This window comes from Streptomyces cacaoi, assembly GCF_006539165.1.
Taxonomy (GTDB): domain Bacteria; phylum Actinomycetota; class Actinomycetes; order Streptomycetales; family Streptomycetaceae; genus Streptomyces; species Streptomyces cacaoi.
In genome coordinates, this window is sequence record NZ_BJMM01000018.1 from 73,232 (window position 1) to 86,649 (window position 13,418).

A 13,418-nucleotide genomic window follows, 5' to 3' on the forward strand; every position below is an offset into this window, starting at 1 on the left:
TCTGAGCGCTCATATGAGCGAGACCCTTATCAAGGTGGCGCGAATCACGCGGCACGAACGAGGGACCGTCTCAGCATCCGGACGGCCGGGCGCACCCGGGCGCGGAATCCGCCCACGGCTGAACGCCGGAGCCGCCCCGTGCCCCGGGCGCACAGTGGACGCATGAAGCTACTGGTGCTGGGCGGAACGGAGTTCGTGGGACGCGCCCTCGTCGAGGAGGCGCTCCGGCGGGGAGCGGAGGTGACCGTGCTGCACCGCGGCAGACACCCGGCACCGCCCGGGGTGACGGCGCTCTTCGGGGACCGCACCGCACCCGACGGGCTGGACGCGCTGCACGGCCACGGCCCCTGGGACCTCGTCGTGGACACCTGGACCGGGGCGGCGGCCGCCGTACTGCGCTCCGCCCGCGAACTGGAGGGCCGCACCGGCCGCTACGCCTACGTCTCCAGCCTCTCGGTGCACCCCTTCCCGAGCCCGCCCGGCCTCACCGAGGAGAGCCCGGTGGTGGAGGGCGACCCCGGCGACGACTCCGAGGGGGCCGCCGAGGATTACGCGCGGGCCAAGCGGGGCGGGGAGCTGGCCGTGCTGAGCGTCTTCGGCGACGTCGGCGGGCCCGGATCCGGGGGGCGTGCGCTGCTGCCACGGCCGGGCCTCGTGCTCGGCCCGGGCGAGAACCTCGGGCGGCTGCCCTGGTGGCTGAACCGGGCGGCGCGCGGCGGGCCGATGCTCGCGCCGGGGCCCGCGGGGCTGCCCGTGCAGTACATCGACGTCCGCGATCTCGTCCGGTGGCTGCTGGACGCGGCGGACAAGGGGCTGAGCGGCCCGTGGAGCCTGGTGTCGCGGCCCGGGCACACCACCATGGGCGAACTGCTGGAGACCGTCGTCCGGGTCACCGGCTCGGTGGCCGAGCCGCGCTGGGCGGACGCGGAGGCGCTCGTCGCCGCGGGCGCCGAGCCGTGGGAGGAGCTGCCGGTGTGGACGCCGCCGGGCCGGATCCACGACGCCCTGCACCACACGGACCCCTCGCGCGCGCTCGCCGAGGGCCTGCGCTGCCGGCCCGTCGGGGAGACCGTCGCCGACACCTGGGAGTGGCTGCGCCGGCTCGGCGGGACGGCGCCGCAGCGGGCGGACCGCCGGCCCGTGGGGATCACGGCCGAACGGGAGGCGGAGCTGCTGGCCGCCTGCGGTCTGGGCTGAGCGCGGTGCCGCGCCACCGGACCGGCCGCCGGATCAGCCGCCGGAGGTGTCCAGTTCGGCCTCGGCGGTGACGGCGTCGCAGGAGTACGGGTCGGCCAGCCAGCCGTCCGGGAGGACGACCTTGTTGCGGGAGTGGGTGCGACCGCGCGGGCCGTCCGCCCCGGGCGGCCACTCCTGGTCGAGGTCCAACTCGTCCAGCAGGGAGCGCAGTTCGGCCAGCGAGCCGGCGACGGCGAGACGCTTGCGGAACTCCGAGCCGACGGAGAAGCCCTTGGTGTACCAGGCGACGTGCTTACGGAAGTCGATCACGCCGCGGTTCTCGTCGCCCAGCCACTCCCCCAGCAGCCGTGCGTGCCGGACCATCACGTCGGCGACCTCGCGCAGCGTGGGGCGCGCAAAGCCGTCCGGGCCCGCGCCCCCGGGCGAGAGCGCGGCGACCAGATCGGCGAAGAGCCAGGGGCGGCCCAGACAGCCGCGGCCGACGACGACGCCGTCGCAGCCGGTCTCCCGCATCATCCGGGCCGCGTCGTCGGCCGACCAGATGTCGCCGTTGCCCAGCACCGGGATCTCGGGGACCGCCTCCTTCAGCCGGGCGATGGCCTCCCAGTCGGCGGTACCGCCGTAGTGCTGTGCGGCGGTGCGGCCGTGCAGCGCGATCGCGGTGACGCCCTCCTCGACGGCGATCCGGCCGGCGTCCAGGAACGTCAGATGGTCGTCGTCGATACCCTTGCGCATCTTCATCGTCACCGGCAGGCCGCCCGCGCCGGTGACGGCCTCGTGCAGGATGGCGCGCAGCAGCGGGCGCTTGTACGGGAGGGCCGAGCCGCCGCCCTTGCGGGTGACCTTGGGCACGGGGCAGCCGAAGTTGAGGTCGATGTGGTCGGCCAGCCCCTCCTCCGCGATCATGCGGACGGCCTTGCCGACGGTGACCGGGTCCACCCCGTACAGCTGGATGGAGCGCGGCTTCTCGCCCGCGTCGAAGTGGACGAGCTTCATCGTCTTCTCGTTCCGCTCGACCAGCGCCCGCGAGGTGATCATCTCGCTGACGAACAGCCCCTCACCACCGGAGAACTCCCGGCACAGCGTCCGGAACGGTGCGTTGGTGATCCCGGCCATCGGCGCCAGCACCACGGGTGTGGTGACGGTGTGCGGTCCGATCTGCAACGGCTGGGGCATGGGGGGCGGTCCTCGCTTGTCCTCGTATCTCGCGGTGTCTCGCGGTGTCCCGTGACGGGGCCGGGCGGCCCTCCATTGTCCCCCATGCCGCGCGCCGCCCGCCGGTGAGCCTCCGGGAGCCCCTCGCGGCGGATACGCCGAGCCGTCGGCACGCCGTCAGTCCGTGCCGCTCTCCGGGGCATCCGGGTCGCGGCCGGCGAGGCGGGCGGCGGCGCGGCGCTGGCGGCGGGTGGCCTCGGTGACATAGCGGCCGATCAGCTCCAGCTCCTCGGTGCTGAAGCCCTCGTGCAGCTGCTCGATCTCGGCGAGGAAGTCCACGAACAGGGGCTCCAGATCCCGTTGGCCCTCGGGCCGCATCTCGACGAGGACGCGGCGCTGGTCGGTGGGGTGCGGCACACGGCGCACATAGCCCTTGCGCTCCAGGCGGTCGACGAGACCGGTGACCGAGGCGGGGGCCAGGCCCGAGCGCTGGACCAGCTCCTTCGCGGTGAGCGGGCCCTCGCGCTGGAGCCAGTCGAGCGCCTTGGTCTCGGTCGCGTTCAGGCCGCGCTTGGCGGCGATCAGGCTGTGGAACATCACGGCGACGGTGCTCATCTCGCGCTCGGCGTCGATGAGTTCGGCGATCACCCGCTCGCGCCGCCCCTCCCGCCCCGGTGTCTCCTCCGGCTCGCTGCCCATGGGCACAGGCTAGCAGCCATATTTCGTTCGCCTGAACGAAAGAGTTGCCCCTGTGCCGACTCCGTGCAACTCTTTCGTTAGTCCGAACGAAATAAATCTCGGCAGCAACCGGCAGAAACGGAGACCTCCATGTCCACCGCTCCCCCGCCCGCCCCGGGCTCCGCCCCGCCCGGCGCCCACCCGCTGCGCTGGGCCGCCGCCGTCGTACTGATGGTCGCCGCGCTGATGGACATGGTGGATGTGACGATCGTCAACGTCGCCCTGCCCTCCATCGGACGCGATCTGGCCGCCCCCGAGAGCGCCCTCCAGTGGCTGATGTCGGCGTACATGCTCGGATTCGCCGGGACGCTGATCGTCTCCGGACACCTGGGCGACCGCTACGGCCGCAAACCGCTCTTCCTCACCGGCACGGCACTGTTCGGCCTCGCCAGCCTGACCTGCGGCATCGCTCAGACCCCCGGGCAGCTCGTGGCCGCACGCGCCGTGCAGGGCGTGGCCGCCGCGCTCGTCATGCCGCAGGTGCTCGGCGCGTTCCGCACCCTCTTCCACGGCAGGGAGCGCGGCGCCGCGTTCGGCATGTACGGGGGCGTCGCCGGGTTCGCGTCCGCGATCGGGCTGCTGCTCGGCGGGGTGCTGACCGACGCCGACCTGTTCGGCTGGGGCTGGCGCAGCATCTTCCTGATCAATGTGCCCGTCGCCGCCGTCACCCTCGTCGCCGGAGTGCTGCTCGTGCCGTCCGTCGGCGAACGCTCCGCCCGGCGGCCCGATCTGCCCGGCAGCCTGCTGCTCGCCGGCGGGCTCGTCGCCGTCGTCCTGCCGCTGGTGCAGGGCGAGTCCTGGGGCTGGCCGGTGTGGGGCTGGCTGTGCATGGCCGCCGGTGTGCTCGCCGTACTCGGCCTCGCCGTGCTGGAACCGCGCCGCCGCTCCGCCCGGCAGGGACGCACCGCGCCGCTGCTGCCCGCCAGGGCCTTCCGCAACGGGGCCTTCAGCACGGGCCTCGTCGTCCAACTGCTGTTCGCCGTCGGTATGCAGGGCTTCTTCCTCGTCCTCACCCTGTGGCTCCAGGCCGGGCAGGGCTACACCCCGCTCCAGGCCGGGGTGGTGACCGTGGCCTTCGCGGTCGGCGGGTTCCTCACCGCGCCGGTCGCCGGGGCCCTGGCCGTGCGCTTCGGGCGGCTCGTCCTGGTGGCGGGCGCGGCCCTGATGGCCGTCGGCTACGGGCTGGTGTGGCTCGCCGTGGACGGCTCAGCCGCCGTGCACACCGGGGCCTGGCCGCTGGTGCCCGGGCTGCTGCTGGCCGGCGCCGGGCTGGGCTTCCTGGTGGTGCCGCTCGTGGACGTCGTGCTGTCCGCCGTGCCCGCCGGGATCGCGGGCGCCGCCTCCGGGATCTTCACCACCGGGCAGCAGTTCGGCGGGGCCGTGGGGGTCGCCGCCATCGGCGCCGCCTTCTTCGACCGCACCCGGGACGGCCTCACCGACGCCTTCCTGCACGCCGCGCCCTGGGCGCTCGCCGCGGCCGTCGCCTGCGCGCTGCTGTGTCTGTGGCTGCCGCGGACGGCGGTGACGGAGGAGGAGCGGGAAGCGGTCGCCGGGGGAGCCGCCGAGGAGACAGCCGGTGAGGCCGCCGGGGGAGCCTCCGCGGAGGCCGCCGGGAAGGCGGACACCGGTGCGGTGGTCACCGGGCCGGTGGGGTGACGAGCCGGGCGGGCGGTGCGCCGGGGCGGGCCCGGGCCGGTGAGCGGCCTGCCGCCGGGTGCCGTGGGGACGCCGTCCGCCGGTCGCGGCGCGGTTCGGCCGGGGTGGGCGGCGCGCGGTTGAGCCGGTACCGGCGGTGGGGTTCGGCCGGGGGCGGGGACGCGGTTCGACCAGTAGCGGGGCAGCTCGACCAGGGGGACGCCGTTCGACCGGTACTGGCGGTGCGGCGCGACCAGGGGCGGGGACGCGGTTCGACCGGTGTGGCGGTGCGGCCCGGCCGACAGCGGTGCTGCTCAACCAGGGGCGGCCACGCGGCTCGACCGACAGGTCCGGTTCAGCCGGTGGTGGCGGCGGAGGCGGTGGTGCGTTCCGTGAGCAGGGTGTGGAGCTTCGTCACTCCGGCGTGGGTCCCGTCGTCCGCCGGGACGTAGACGCCCAGCCGGGCGCCCTCGGCCGGGTTGAGCCACAGGCCCTGGAAGGTGAAGTGGAGGCGGCCCACGTGCGGGTTGTCGAAGCTCTTGCGGTGGTCGACGGCGCGCGCCACCTCGTGCCGCTCCCACAGCTCGCGGAACTCGGGCGATTCGCGCTGCATCCGGCACAGCAGCGCCTTCCACGCGGGCTCGGCCAGATGCTCGGCCATCCGGGCCCGGAACCGGGCCGTCATCTGCCGGACCGTCTCCTGCCGGTCCGGCATCGCCGCCTGCCAGCCGGGGTGGGTGAACGACAGCCACATGCAGTTGCGGTCGCACGGTGCCACGGCGTCCAGGTCGGTCAGCAGGCCGCCGTAGACGGTGTTGTAGGCGAGGATGTCGTACCGCGCGTTCTGCACGAGCGCCGGGAACGGTTCGAGCTGGCGCAGCATCTGCCGGACGCCGCAGGGCAGCGTGTCCACCGCGTCCGTCGGCATCGGATCGGGCGTCCCGGCCAGCGCGAACAGATGGGCGCGCTCGCTGGAGTCCAGCAGCAGGGCGCGTGCCAGGAGTCCAGCACCTGCGCCGAGACCGTGATGTCCCGGGCCTGCTCGATCCACGTGTACCAGGTGACGCCCACCGCGGAGAGGTGCGCGACCTCCTCGCGGCGCAGCCCCGGCGTACGGCGGCGCCGGCCGCGCGGCAGGCCCACCTGCTCCGGGGAGACCCGCTCGCGGCGGCTGCGCAGGAACGCCGCCAGCGCCCGGCGGCGGGCCCCGTGCGCCCCGTCCGCCCCGTCCGCCGGCTCCTCGGCCGGGCCGGGAGTCCGCCGCACGGGGAGCGCGGCCCCGGGCTCCCCGCCCGCGCGGGGTCGCGCCGCCGGGTGCCCGTGCCCGCCGGACCGTGGTGTCGCCGTCGCCGTGCTCCGGCCTGCGCCCTCGCTCATGCTCCCCAGGATGCAGCCTCCGGCGGGACCGTTGCCAGGTAGTGCGGGTACCAGGACAACGACCGTCTGGTACCAGGCTCACGGGGCGCCCAGGCTCGACCCGTGACCAAGAACTCCTCCCTCATCCCCGGTGACGCCCCCGGTGGCGCCGCCGGCAGCGCGCCCGGCAGCACACCGGGCAGCGTCGGCGGTACCCCCCTCGGCGGCGACGCGACGCCCGGCCCGGCGGCGACCCCGCCGGAGGGCGGCGGGCCCGGCGCCGCGCAGGACACCCTGCGGCCCCTCGGGCTGGGCACGCTGCTGCTCGGCGCCGCGCTGCCCGTCATCGACTTCTTCATCGTCAACGTCGCCTTCCCCAGCATCGAAGCCGATCTGCACGCCTCCTCCGCCGCCCTGGAGATGGTCGTCGCCGGCTACGCCGTCGCCTACGCCGCGCTGCTGGTCCTCGGCGGCCGGCTCGGCGACAGCCACGGCCGCAAGCGGCTCTTCCTGTGGGGCGCTGCCGCCTTCGGCGTCACCTCGCTCGCCTGCGGGCTCGCGCCCGGCGTGTGGTGGCTGATCGCCGCACGCCTCGCCCAGGGCGCCGCCTCCGCGCTGCTGTTCCCGCAGATCCTCGCAAGCATCCAGGCCACCACCGAGGGCGCCCGACGCGCCCGCGCCGTCGGGCTGTTCGGCTCCGTCAGCGGGCTGTCCATCGTGCTCGGGCAGATCCTCGGCGGGGTGCTGGTCGCCGCCGACCTGGGCGGCACCGGCTGGCGGGCGATCTTCCTCGTGAACGTGCCCGTCGTCGCGCTCACCCTGCTGCTCGGGGCCCGCCACGTCCCCGACAGCCGCTCCGCGCACCCCGCCAAGGGCGACCTGGCGGGCACCGTGCTGCTCGCCCTCACCCTCTCGGCGCTGCTGCTGCCGCTCACCGAGGGGCGCGCCGCCGGGTGGCCGCTGTGGTCCGTCCTGCTGCTGGTGGCCGCGCCCTTCCTGGGCTGGGCCTGCTACGCCGTCGAACAGCGCGTCGAGCGCTCCGGCGGGACGCCGCTGCTGCCGCCCTCGCTGCTGCGCCAACCCGGCGTACGGCGCGGCGCCCTGGCCGGGCTGCCGATCTTCCTCGGGTTCAGCAGCTGGATGTTCGAGATCGCCTTTGTCCTCCAACAGGGGCTGCGCTTCGGCGCATTGACGGCCGGGCTCACCCTGGTACCGATGGGCGTCGCCCAGTTCGCCTCGTCCGTCGCCGCGTCCCGGCTGACCGAACGGCTCGGCACCGGGCGGGTGCTGACGCTCAGCGCGCTCGTCCAGGCGGCCGGGCTGCTCGCCGTCATCGCGCTCGTGCACACGCGGCCGGCCGGGCTGCCGCCGCTCGTGCTGGCGCCCGCGCTGCTGCTGTGCGGGGCCGGGCAGGGTCTCCAGGTGCCCACCTATCTGCGCATCGTGCTGTCCGCCGTCCCCACCGCGCGGGCCGGCGCCGGCACCGGGCTCGCCGCGACGATCCAGCAGTCCTGCCTCGCCCTCGGTGTGGCCACGCTCGGCTCCCTCTTCCTCGCGCTCGTCCCGCACCTGGGCATGTCCGGCGCCCTGGCCGTCGCCCTGCTGGTGCAGATCGCCGGGCTCGTCGCGCTGGCCGCACACGCCCTGTTCGGGGCGCGGCGGACCGGAGGCGACGCCGGCGGACGGCGCACGCCGTGAGCCGACGGCCGACGCCCGCCCCCCGGCGGCCCTGCCCTCACCCCGCCCCAACTCGCCTCGGCAGGGCGTAGCTTGGATGCATGTCTTCCATACTCGTGATCGGTTATGACGCGCGCACTGTTCCCGGCCTCGACGCCGAGGCGATCCACTCCGGGGTCGAAGCGGAGCTGGAGCGCCTCCGCGAGCAGGGGGTTCACGCCTCCCTGGCGCTCGTCGTCGCCGACGGGTCGGCCGAGGGCGTCATGCGGGACGCGCTGTCGCAGCGGGACTGGGATGTCGTGGTCGTCGGTGCCGGGATCCGGAGGCCGGACGAACTGGTCGGGCTGTTCGAGGAAGTGGTGGAGTGCGTAAGGCGGTTCGCGCCCGGGGCAAAGGTCGCGTTCAACACCCACCCCGGGGACACGGCCGAGGCGGCCCTCCGCCACCTGTGAGCACCTCCGCACCGGTGCCGCGTCCCTTTCACCGCCGCGCGCCGGTGCTGCGTTCCTTCGACGGCCCTTCGACGTTCCTTCGACGTTCCCCCGACGTGCCGTCAACCCGTCGGCGGGAACGGGTGGTCGAGCCGGTCGGGCGCAGGAACGCCCGCTCCCGTCGCGGTCGGGTCACAATGCAACCCACCGCGGGCCACGGTCCGAGGGGGTTCCGTCTCATGGGCACTGAGGTCGAGGGGGACATGTGCGGCTACGCATCGGAGACGACGGCACGGCCACCACAGGCACGGCCGACGACGGTGGTGACCTCACCGGGCTGTTCGCGGACTGGCTGGCCGAGGACCGGTCGGTGGGCCGGTATGTCACGCTCACTCGCGAACGTCCGGGACCGGCCGACGGCGGGATGTCCGGCGGGCTGCTGGAGTGGATCAGCCTGGGCCTGAGCGCCGGCTTCTCCACTGCCGGGTTGATCTACTCCCATCTGAACTTCCGCGCCTCCCTTCCACCGCGCCGGCGGCCGGGCGCGCGGCTGGTGATCGAGCACAACGGTCTGCGGATGGTGATCGAGGAGGGCAGCCCGGAGGACGCGGCCCGCCTCGCCCGGCTCCTGAGCGACACCGAGGACAGCGGGAGCGACACACCGCCTCGCCGCTCGGGCCCGGACGGCGAGGACGGCGAGGACGGCGCCCGGCCGTCCGCCGGGGACGACGGGGCGGCGAGCGGTGCTTCCTGACCCGCACAGGAGCCGTGCGGTGCTGGTCGGGATCGGCGACTACACGCACGCCGGGCTGGCCGCCATGCCGGCGGCGGCGACGGGCGCGGCCCACACGGCCCGGCTGCTCCGCGAACCCGCGATCTGGGGACTCCCGCGCGAACACGTCACCGTCCTCGCCTCCGACAGCACACAGGAGCAGATCCTGACGGCTGCCAGGGACGCCGCCCTGGCCACGGAGGACACGCTGGTGGTGTACTTCGCCGGGCACGGACTACGGGACCGGGCCGAGCGCCTTCACCTGGCGCTGGCCGACGCCGATCCCGACTATCCGCAGATCGGCACCCTGCCCTACCGCCTGCTCCGCGACCTGATCAGGCAGGCCGGCCACCGGGCCAAGCACAGGGTCACCATCCTGGACTGCTGTTACAGCGGGATCGCCGGTGGCATGTCCCCCGGGGCCCCGACCCGGGACGACCTGGCCACCGCGCTCGACGAAGACTCCGAGGGGCAGGCCGGTGCACACGGCGGAGCGGCTCACGGGTGGGACGAGAGCGGCTACGGTGACTGCGTCCTGACGTCGGCACCACCGCACAGCCGCTCGTTCGTGCGGCCCGGCGCCGCGTTCCCCGAGTTCACGGGGGAACTGATCGCCACGCTGGAGGCGGGCATCAGCGGAGCCGGACCCGAGATCAGTCTGGAGCACATCTGGCTCCGGGTACGCGGCCGTATGCGCGGTCGCGACAGCCCCGAACCACAGCTGTTCGCGCAGAACGACGTCACGCGCCACATCCACTTCCGCAACCGCTCACCCCACGAACACGGGGAGCAGGAAGCCGCACCTGATCCGGAACCCGGGCCCTCGGCCGCCCACGTCGCGGCTCGGGATGCCGCCGAGCACGCCGCCCGCACCGTCCCGGACCGCTTCACCAAGTCGGATCTGCTGGCCAGGATCGCCTCCGCGACGGTCGCGGTCGACCCCGGCAAGGCGCGGCAGTTGGTCGACGAGGTCGTGCAGGCCGCCCACGCCCTCACCGACCCCTCCCAGAGAGCTCGCCTTCTCACCGGTGCGGCCACCTGCCTGGCCGCACTGGATCCGCCGCGGGCGCGGAGTCTCGACGAAGAGGGCGAGAAGGCCGTGCTGGGGACGGCGGACCCCGATGCGAGGGCTGCCGGGCTGATCGACCTGGCGTACGCGGTGGTCGACGCGGACCGCGACCGGGCGACCTGGCTCCTGGAGAAGGCGGAGGAGGCGTTGCACGGTCTCCCGGATACGCGGCACAAGGCCGCGAGGTTCTGGAGGCTGTCGGTCGTCGTCGGCGAGGTCGAGCCGGCGTGGCGTCAGCGTCTGCGGGAACACTCCGCACACCTCTACCGGGTCGTCCACGAAAGGGAGCGGTTCGAGGAGGACGCGCGCCGTTCACCGGAAGGCACACATCGGGCCCGGGAGGTCAGAGCCGCCACCGGCCCGGAGTGGGGGCGGCGGGTGGTGGAACTGTCCGCCACAGCAAAGGACATGGCCCTTGACCGCCACTACCACCAGGCGTTGGAGCTGCTGGAAGAGGCGGAGCAGGCACTTCCTGGTATCGCCCTGGACGAGAAGGCGGAGGCTCTCAGCGCACTCACCGGAGCGCTGCCCTTCATCACGGCGGCGGCCGCGACCCTCCCCGACCGTGTCGTCGATCTCGCGGGGAGGCTGCGCAGCGTCGTCTGGGGCTGCGCCGACCAGGCGCTGGGCGACCGGTTGATCGGCGTCGCGCGGACGCAGGCCGGCGCCGCGTACCAGTTGGCGGAGAGGGATCCCCGTCGGGCCGTGGGCCTCCTCCGCGTGGCCCAGGCCGTCAAGCCGCAGCTCGACGTCCCGCAGCAGCGCCGCTTGGACCGCTCCATCGCGCGCGACATCGCCCACGTCGGGAAGTACCTTGCTCCGGTGGACGCCGAGCAGGCGGCGGAGCTGGCCCACGAGGCGATATCCATCGCCCGAACGCCGGAGGGCGACCTGTCCCTGGAACTGGCGTCGGCGCTGAGCGTGCTGGCCCTGGCCGGCACACACCTCGCCGTCGCCTCCCCGGGCCGGGCGGACGAACTCTTCGCCGAGGCCGAGGCCGTGGCTCACCACCTCCCGGAGCAGCGGCGGGTGTTCGCGCTCCGAGACGTCGCGCGCGCACTGACCGCTGCGGGAGAGGCCGTTGCGGCAGAGGACCCCGCCCGGGTCGACAGATACGTCCCCGGGCTCGAACACCTGCTGAGGAGCATTCCGGAGGAGGAGCGGAGCTTTCCCCGGACAGCCATGGCGCACGCCCTGGTCGTCGCCGGGAAAGCGCTGATCGGGAGCGACCCCGACCGGGCGCGCGGCTACGCCCGCGAAGCCGAGCGCCTCGTATGCCGGATCCCGGCCGGGGACGAGCTGCGTGACCACGGGCTGTTCTACGTGGGGAGCCTCCAGCCCGCACTCGTCCGACACAGTCCGGGCTGGGCCGACCGCGCCAGACGGACAGCCGAGAGCATCACGGACGAGCAGCTGAAGTCGGTCGCGCTACGCGATGTGGTCATGGCCCTGGCCCCCGCGGACACCGAGTACGCCGAACACCTCGCCCAGCGCGTCACCGACGCCGGTGACAGGGCCGGTGCACTGGCCGCGATAGCCGAGGCACGCCGGTAGCCCGGACAGCGGCCTCCGGACTCCGTAGGGTGCAACGCATGATGATGCTGGCGGAGTTGCTGCTGGAGTTGCTGCCCAGTCGGGTGCGGAGTCTCCGGCGCTTCGTGTGGGCCGCGGTGCTGCTCGCCGCGGTGGCGGCGATCGCCGCCTACGCGGCCGCGCGCACCTGGGGGGCCGGGTACGGCGACCGTGCGCTGTGGGCGGGGGTCGCCGGCGGGGTCGTGCTGCTCGGGTACGGGGTGGCGTTCCCGTTCGTGCGGGAGCGGTGGCAGCGCCAGGGGTGAGGCCGGCGGATGCCGGACGGCGGACGGCGGGGTCGCCCGTCGCCGTGGCGGTCCTCCGTGGAGCGGCGCCGGGCCGGCGCGCCGCACGGAGGCATACCGCCCCGGCCGGCTCCTCGCTCCCGAGCGCGCCGGGGCGACCCCGGCCCGGGGTCCTCGCTCCCGCCCCTCCCGACTCGCTCCCGAGCGCGCCGGAGCCGACCGGGAGCGCCGCTATTCGAGGAGGGTCCGGCTCCGTCGGTGCCGGGCTGCGATCGCCAGGGCCGGGAGGGGGGCGATCAGCAGGAGGAGGACGACCAGGTCCGGCAGCGACTGGATGAACCCCTCCGGCCGGGCGACGATCGCGCGGGTGCGGATGGCCGCGAACGCCGCGACGGGAAGCAGCCAGCGGTGGTCGCCGGTGGCGGCCGTCGCCACCCAGGCGGCGAGCAGCGCGGCGACCTCGACGACGAACAGACCGCGCTGGAAGACCGGGCTGATGGCGGTGGTGTGCAGGGCCCCGGCCACGAACAGGGCGAGCACGACGGGGAGCAGCCAGCGGTACGAGTGGCGCCGCAGCCGCCCCCGCCCGCGGACCGCGAGCACGGCGCAGGCGGCGCACAGCGTCCCCGACAGCGCCGGATCGCGGGCCGTCAGCGGGGCGCCCAGCCCGTAGTAGCCCAGGCCGGCCATCCCCTCGTCGCCGAAGAGCGTCGTGCTGGTGTACGTGGCACCGGCCCAGACCATCGCCGCGGCGGCGGGCAGCGCGATCCACGGCCTGCCGCGCAGCAGGGCCGTCAGGCAGATCAGCGGGAGCAGCCCGTAGGGCAGGAGCCGCGTGCGGGTGTTCGCACCCTCCGCCCACGGGAACCAGCCGGAGAAGCGGAAGGCGATCGCCTCCCGGCCGGGGTCGATGTGCAGGGCCCAGTGCCAGACGTCCTGGAGATACGGCATCAGCGCCAGCGCGGCCAGGACGAGGGCGGTCAGCTGGATGCCGTCCAGCCACCACGGCCGGGAGGTGTCGTCGACGACGGCGCGGGCGCGGGCCTGCACCCCGGCGCGTACCAGGGCGGCGATCTCCCGGGGCGGGGGCCAGGAGCGGCCGGGGTACGCCTCGGCCAGGCAGGCCAGCAGTTCGTCGCCGTGCCGGGAGCGGTAGGGCTCGGGGTAGGCCGCGAGCAGCAGACGGTTCATGCGGGGGCCGCCCCGGCGTTCCGCGCGGGGCCGATGACGACGGCCGCCGCCTGCTGCATGCGCTGCGCCTCCCGGTGGAGGGCCGCGCCGCCGTCCTCGGTGAGCCGGTAGTAGCGCCGCGCCCGCCCGGCCACGATCTCCTCGTGTCCGGCGGCCACCAGCCCGGCCCGCTCCAGCCGCTCCAGCGCGCCGTAGAGCGTGCCGACGGCGATCCGCAGCCGCCCTTCGGTGGCCTGTTCGGCGGCCTTGATGATGCCGTAGCCGTGCAGCGGTCCGTCCAGGAGCGCGGCGAGGATGAAGTACTGCGGCTCCGTCAGGGACGGATTCTTTCGCGTCATGGAGCGAGCATATATCGGCGTGCGATATATGCCTACCGCTCC

Annotated in this window: 11 protein-coding genes and 1 pseudogene; 7 read left to right on the top strand and 5 right to left on the bottom strand. The window is 74.5% G+C overall.

Annotation, left to right across the window (positions count from 1 at the left end; translation table 11 throughout):
* The first annotated feature begins 162 nt into the window (after positions 1-162).
* Positions 163-1,197 (top strand): NAD-dependent epimerase/dehydratase family protein, encoded by a 1,035-nt coding sequence (locus tag SCA03_RS18040; protein WP_086815550.1) that lies wholly within the window; start codon positions 163-165, stop codon positions 1,195-1,197.
* Between the two features lie 33 nt (positions 1,198-1,230).
* On the opposite strand, the gene dusB is transcribed toward SCA03_RS18040, so the two are convergent.
* Together dusB and SCA03_RS18050 are read right to left on the bottom strand one after the other, a co-directional pair.
* Positions 1,231-2,373: a tRNA dihydrouridine synthase DusB gene (dusB, locus tag SCA03_RS18045; RefSeq protein WP_030892751.1), complete on the bottom strand. Its 1,143-nt coding sequence runs from the start codon at positions 2,371-2,373 to the stop codon at positions 1,231-1,233.
* 156 nt (positions 2,374-2,529) lie between these two features.
* Positions 2,530-3,051, bottom strand: coding sequence for a MarR family winged helix-turn-helix transcriptional regulator (locus SCA03_RS18050; RefSeq protein ID WP_030882313.1), 522 nt, complete (start codon positions 3,049-3,051; stop codon positions 2,530-2,532).
* Positions 3,052-3,180: 129 nt separating this feature from the next.
* On the opposite strand from SCA03_RS18050, the gene SCA03_RS18055 reads away from it, so the two are divergent.
* Positions 3,181-4,746, top strand: coding sequence for an MFS transporter (locus SCA03_RS18055; protein ID WP_141275496.1), 1,566 nt, complete (start codon positions 3,181-3,183; stop codon positions 4,744-4,746).
* A gap of 334 nt (positions 4,747-5,080) precedes the next feature.
* On the opposite strand, the pseudogene SCA03_RS18060 reads toward SCA03_RS18055, so the two are convergent.
* Positions 5,081-6,102, bottom strand: a pseudogene (locus tag SCA03_RS18060) (MmyB family transcriptional regulator).
* A 102-nt stretch (positions 6,103-6,204) separates the two neighbouring features.
* On the opposite strand from SCA03_RS18060, the gene SCA03_RS18065 reads away from it, so the two are divergent.
* From SCA03_RS18065 to SCA03_RS18085, 5 genes are all read left to right on the top strand, one after another.
* Positions 6,205-7,779 carry an MFS transporter gene (locus SCA03_RS18065; protein ID WP_371863955.1) on the top strand — a complete coding sequence of 525 codons (1,575 nt, stop codon included), beginning with the start codon at positions 6,205-6,207 and terminating at the stop codon, positions 7,777-7,779.
* Positions 7,780-7,859: 80 nt separating this feature from the next.
* The gene (locus SCA03_RS18070) at positions 7,860-8,210 is read left to right on the top strand and encodes a hypothetical protein (protein ID WP_030892743.1); all 351 of its coding nucleotides are present in this window, start codon (positions 7,860-7,862) and stop codon (positions 8,208-8,210) included.
* 244 nt (positions 8,211-8,454) lie between these two features.
* Positions 8,455-8,943 (top strand): effector-associated constant component EACC1, encoded by a 489-nt coding sequence (locus tag SCA03_RS18075; protein ID WP_086816558.1) that lies wholly within the window; start codon positions 8,455-8,457, stop codon positions 8,941-8,943.
* A 19-nt stretch (positions 8,944-8,962) separates the two neighbouring features.
* Entirely contained in the window at positions 8,963-11,584 is a 2,622-nt protein-coding gene (locus SCA03_RS18080) for a caspase, EACC1-associated type (protein ID WP_158102322.1), read from the top strand.
* Positions 11,585-11,622: 38 nt separating this feature from the next.
* Positions 11,623-11,868, top strand: a complete 246-nt coding sequence (locus SCA03_RS18085) for a hypothetical protein (protein WP_030892736.1) — start codon at positions 11,623-11,625, stop codon at positions 11,866-11,868.
* A 210-nt stretch (positions 11,869-12,078) separates the two neighbouring features.
* Here SCA03_RS18085 and SCA03_RS18090 read toward each other — a convergent pair whose 3' ends face one another.
* Positions 12,079-13,038, bottom strand: coding sequence for a hypothetical protein (locus tag SCA03_RS18090; RefSeq protein ID WP_030882291.1), 960 nt, complete (start codon positions 13,036-13,038; stop codon positions 12,079-12,081).
* A complete protein-coding gene (locus SCA03_RS18095) occupies positions 13,035-13,376 on the bottom strand; it encodes a PadR family transcriptional regulator (protein WP_030882288.1) in 342 nt (113 codons plus the stop codon). The genes SCA03_RS18090 and SCA03_RS18095 overlap by 4 nt, the downstream gene beginning before the upstream one ends.
* Positions 13,377-13,418: the final 42 nt, after the last annotated feature.

Coding starts and splice junctions, on each gene's coding strand:
- SCA03_RS18040 (WP_086815550.1), top strand. CDS start 163: ATGAAGCTACTGGTGCTGGGCGGAACGGAGTTCGTGGGACGCGCCCTC.
- dusB (WP_030892751.1), bottom strand. CDS start 2,373: ATGCCCCAGCCGTTGCAGATCGGACCGCACACCGTCACCACACCCGTG.
- SCA03_RS18050 (WP_030882313.1), bottom strand. CDS start 3,051: ATGGGCAGCGAGCCGGAGGAGACACCGGGGCGGGAGGGGCGGCGCGAG.
- SCA03_RS18055 (WP_141275496.1), top strand. CDS start 3,181: ATGTCCACCGCTCCCCCGCCCGCCCCGGGCTCCGCCCCGCCCGGCGCC.
- SCA03_RS18070 (WP_030892743.1), top strand. CDS start 7,860: ATGTCTTCCATACTCGTGATCGGTTATGACGCGCGCACTGTTCCCGGC.
- SCA03_RS18085 (WP_030892736.1), top strand. CDS start 11,623: ATGATGATGCTGGCGGAGTTGCTGCTGGAGTTGCTGCCCAGTCGGGTG.
- SCA03_RS18090 (WP_030882291.1), bottom strand. CDS start 13,038: ATGAACCGTCTGCTGCTCGCGGCCTACCCCGAGCCCTACCGCTCCCGG.
- SCA03_RS18095 (WP_030882288.1), bottom strand. CDS start 13,376: ATGACGCGAAAGAATCCGTCCCTGACGGAGCCGCAGTACTTCATCCTC.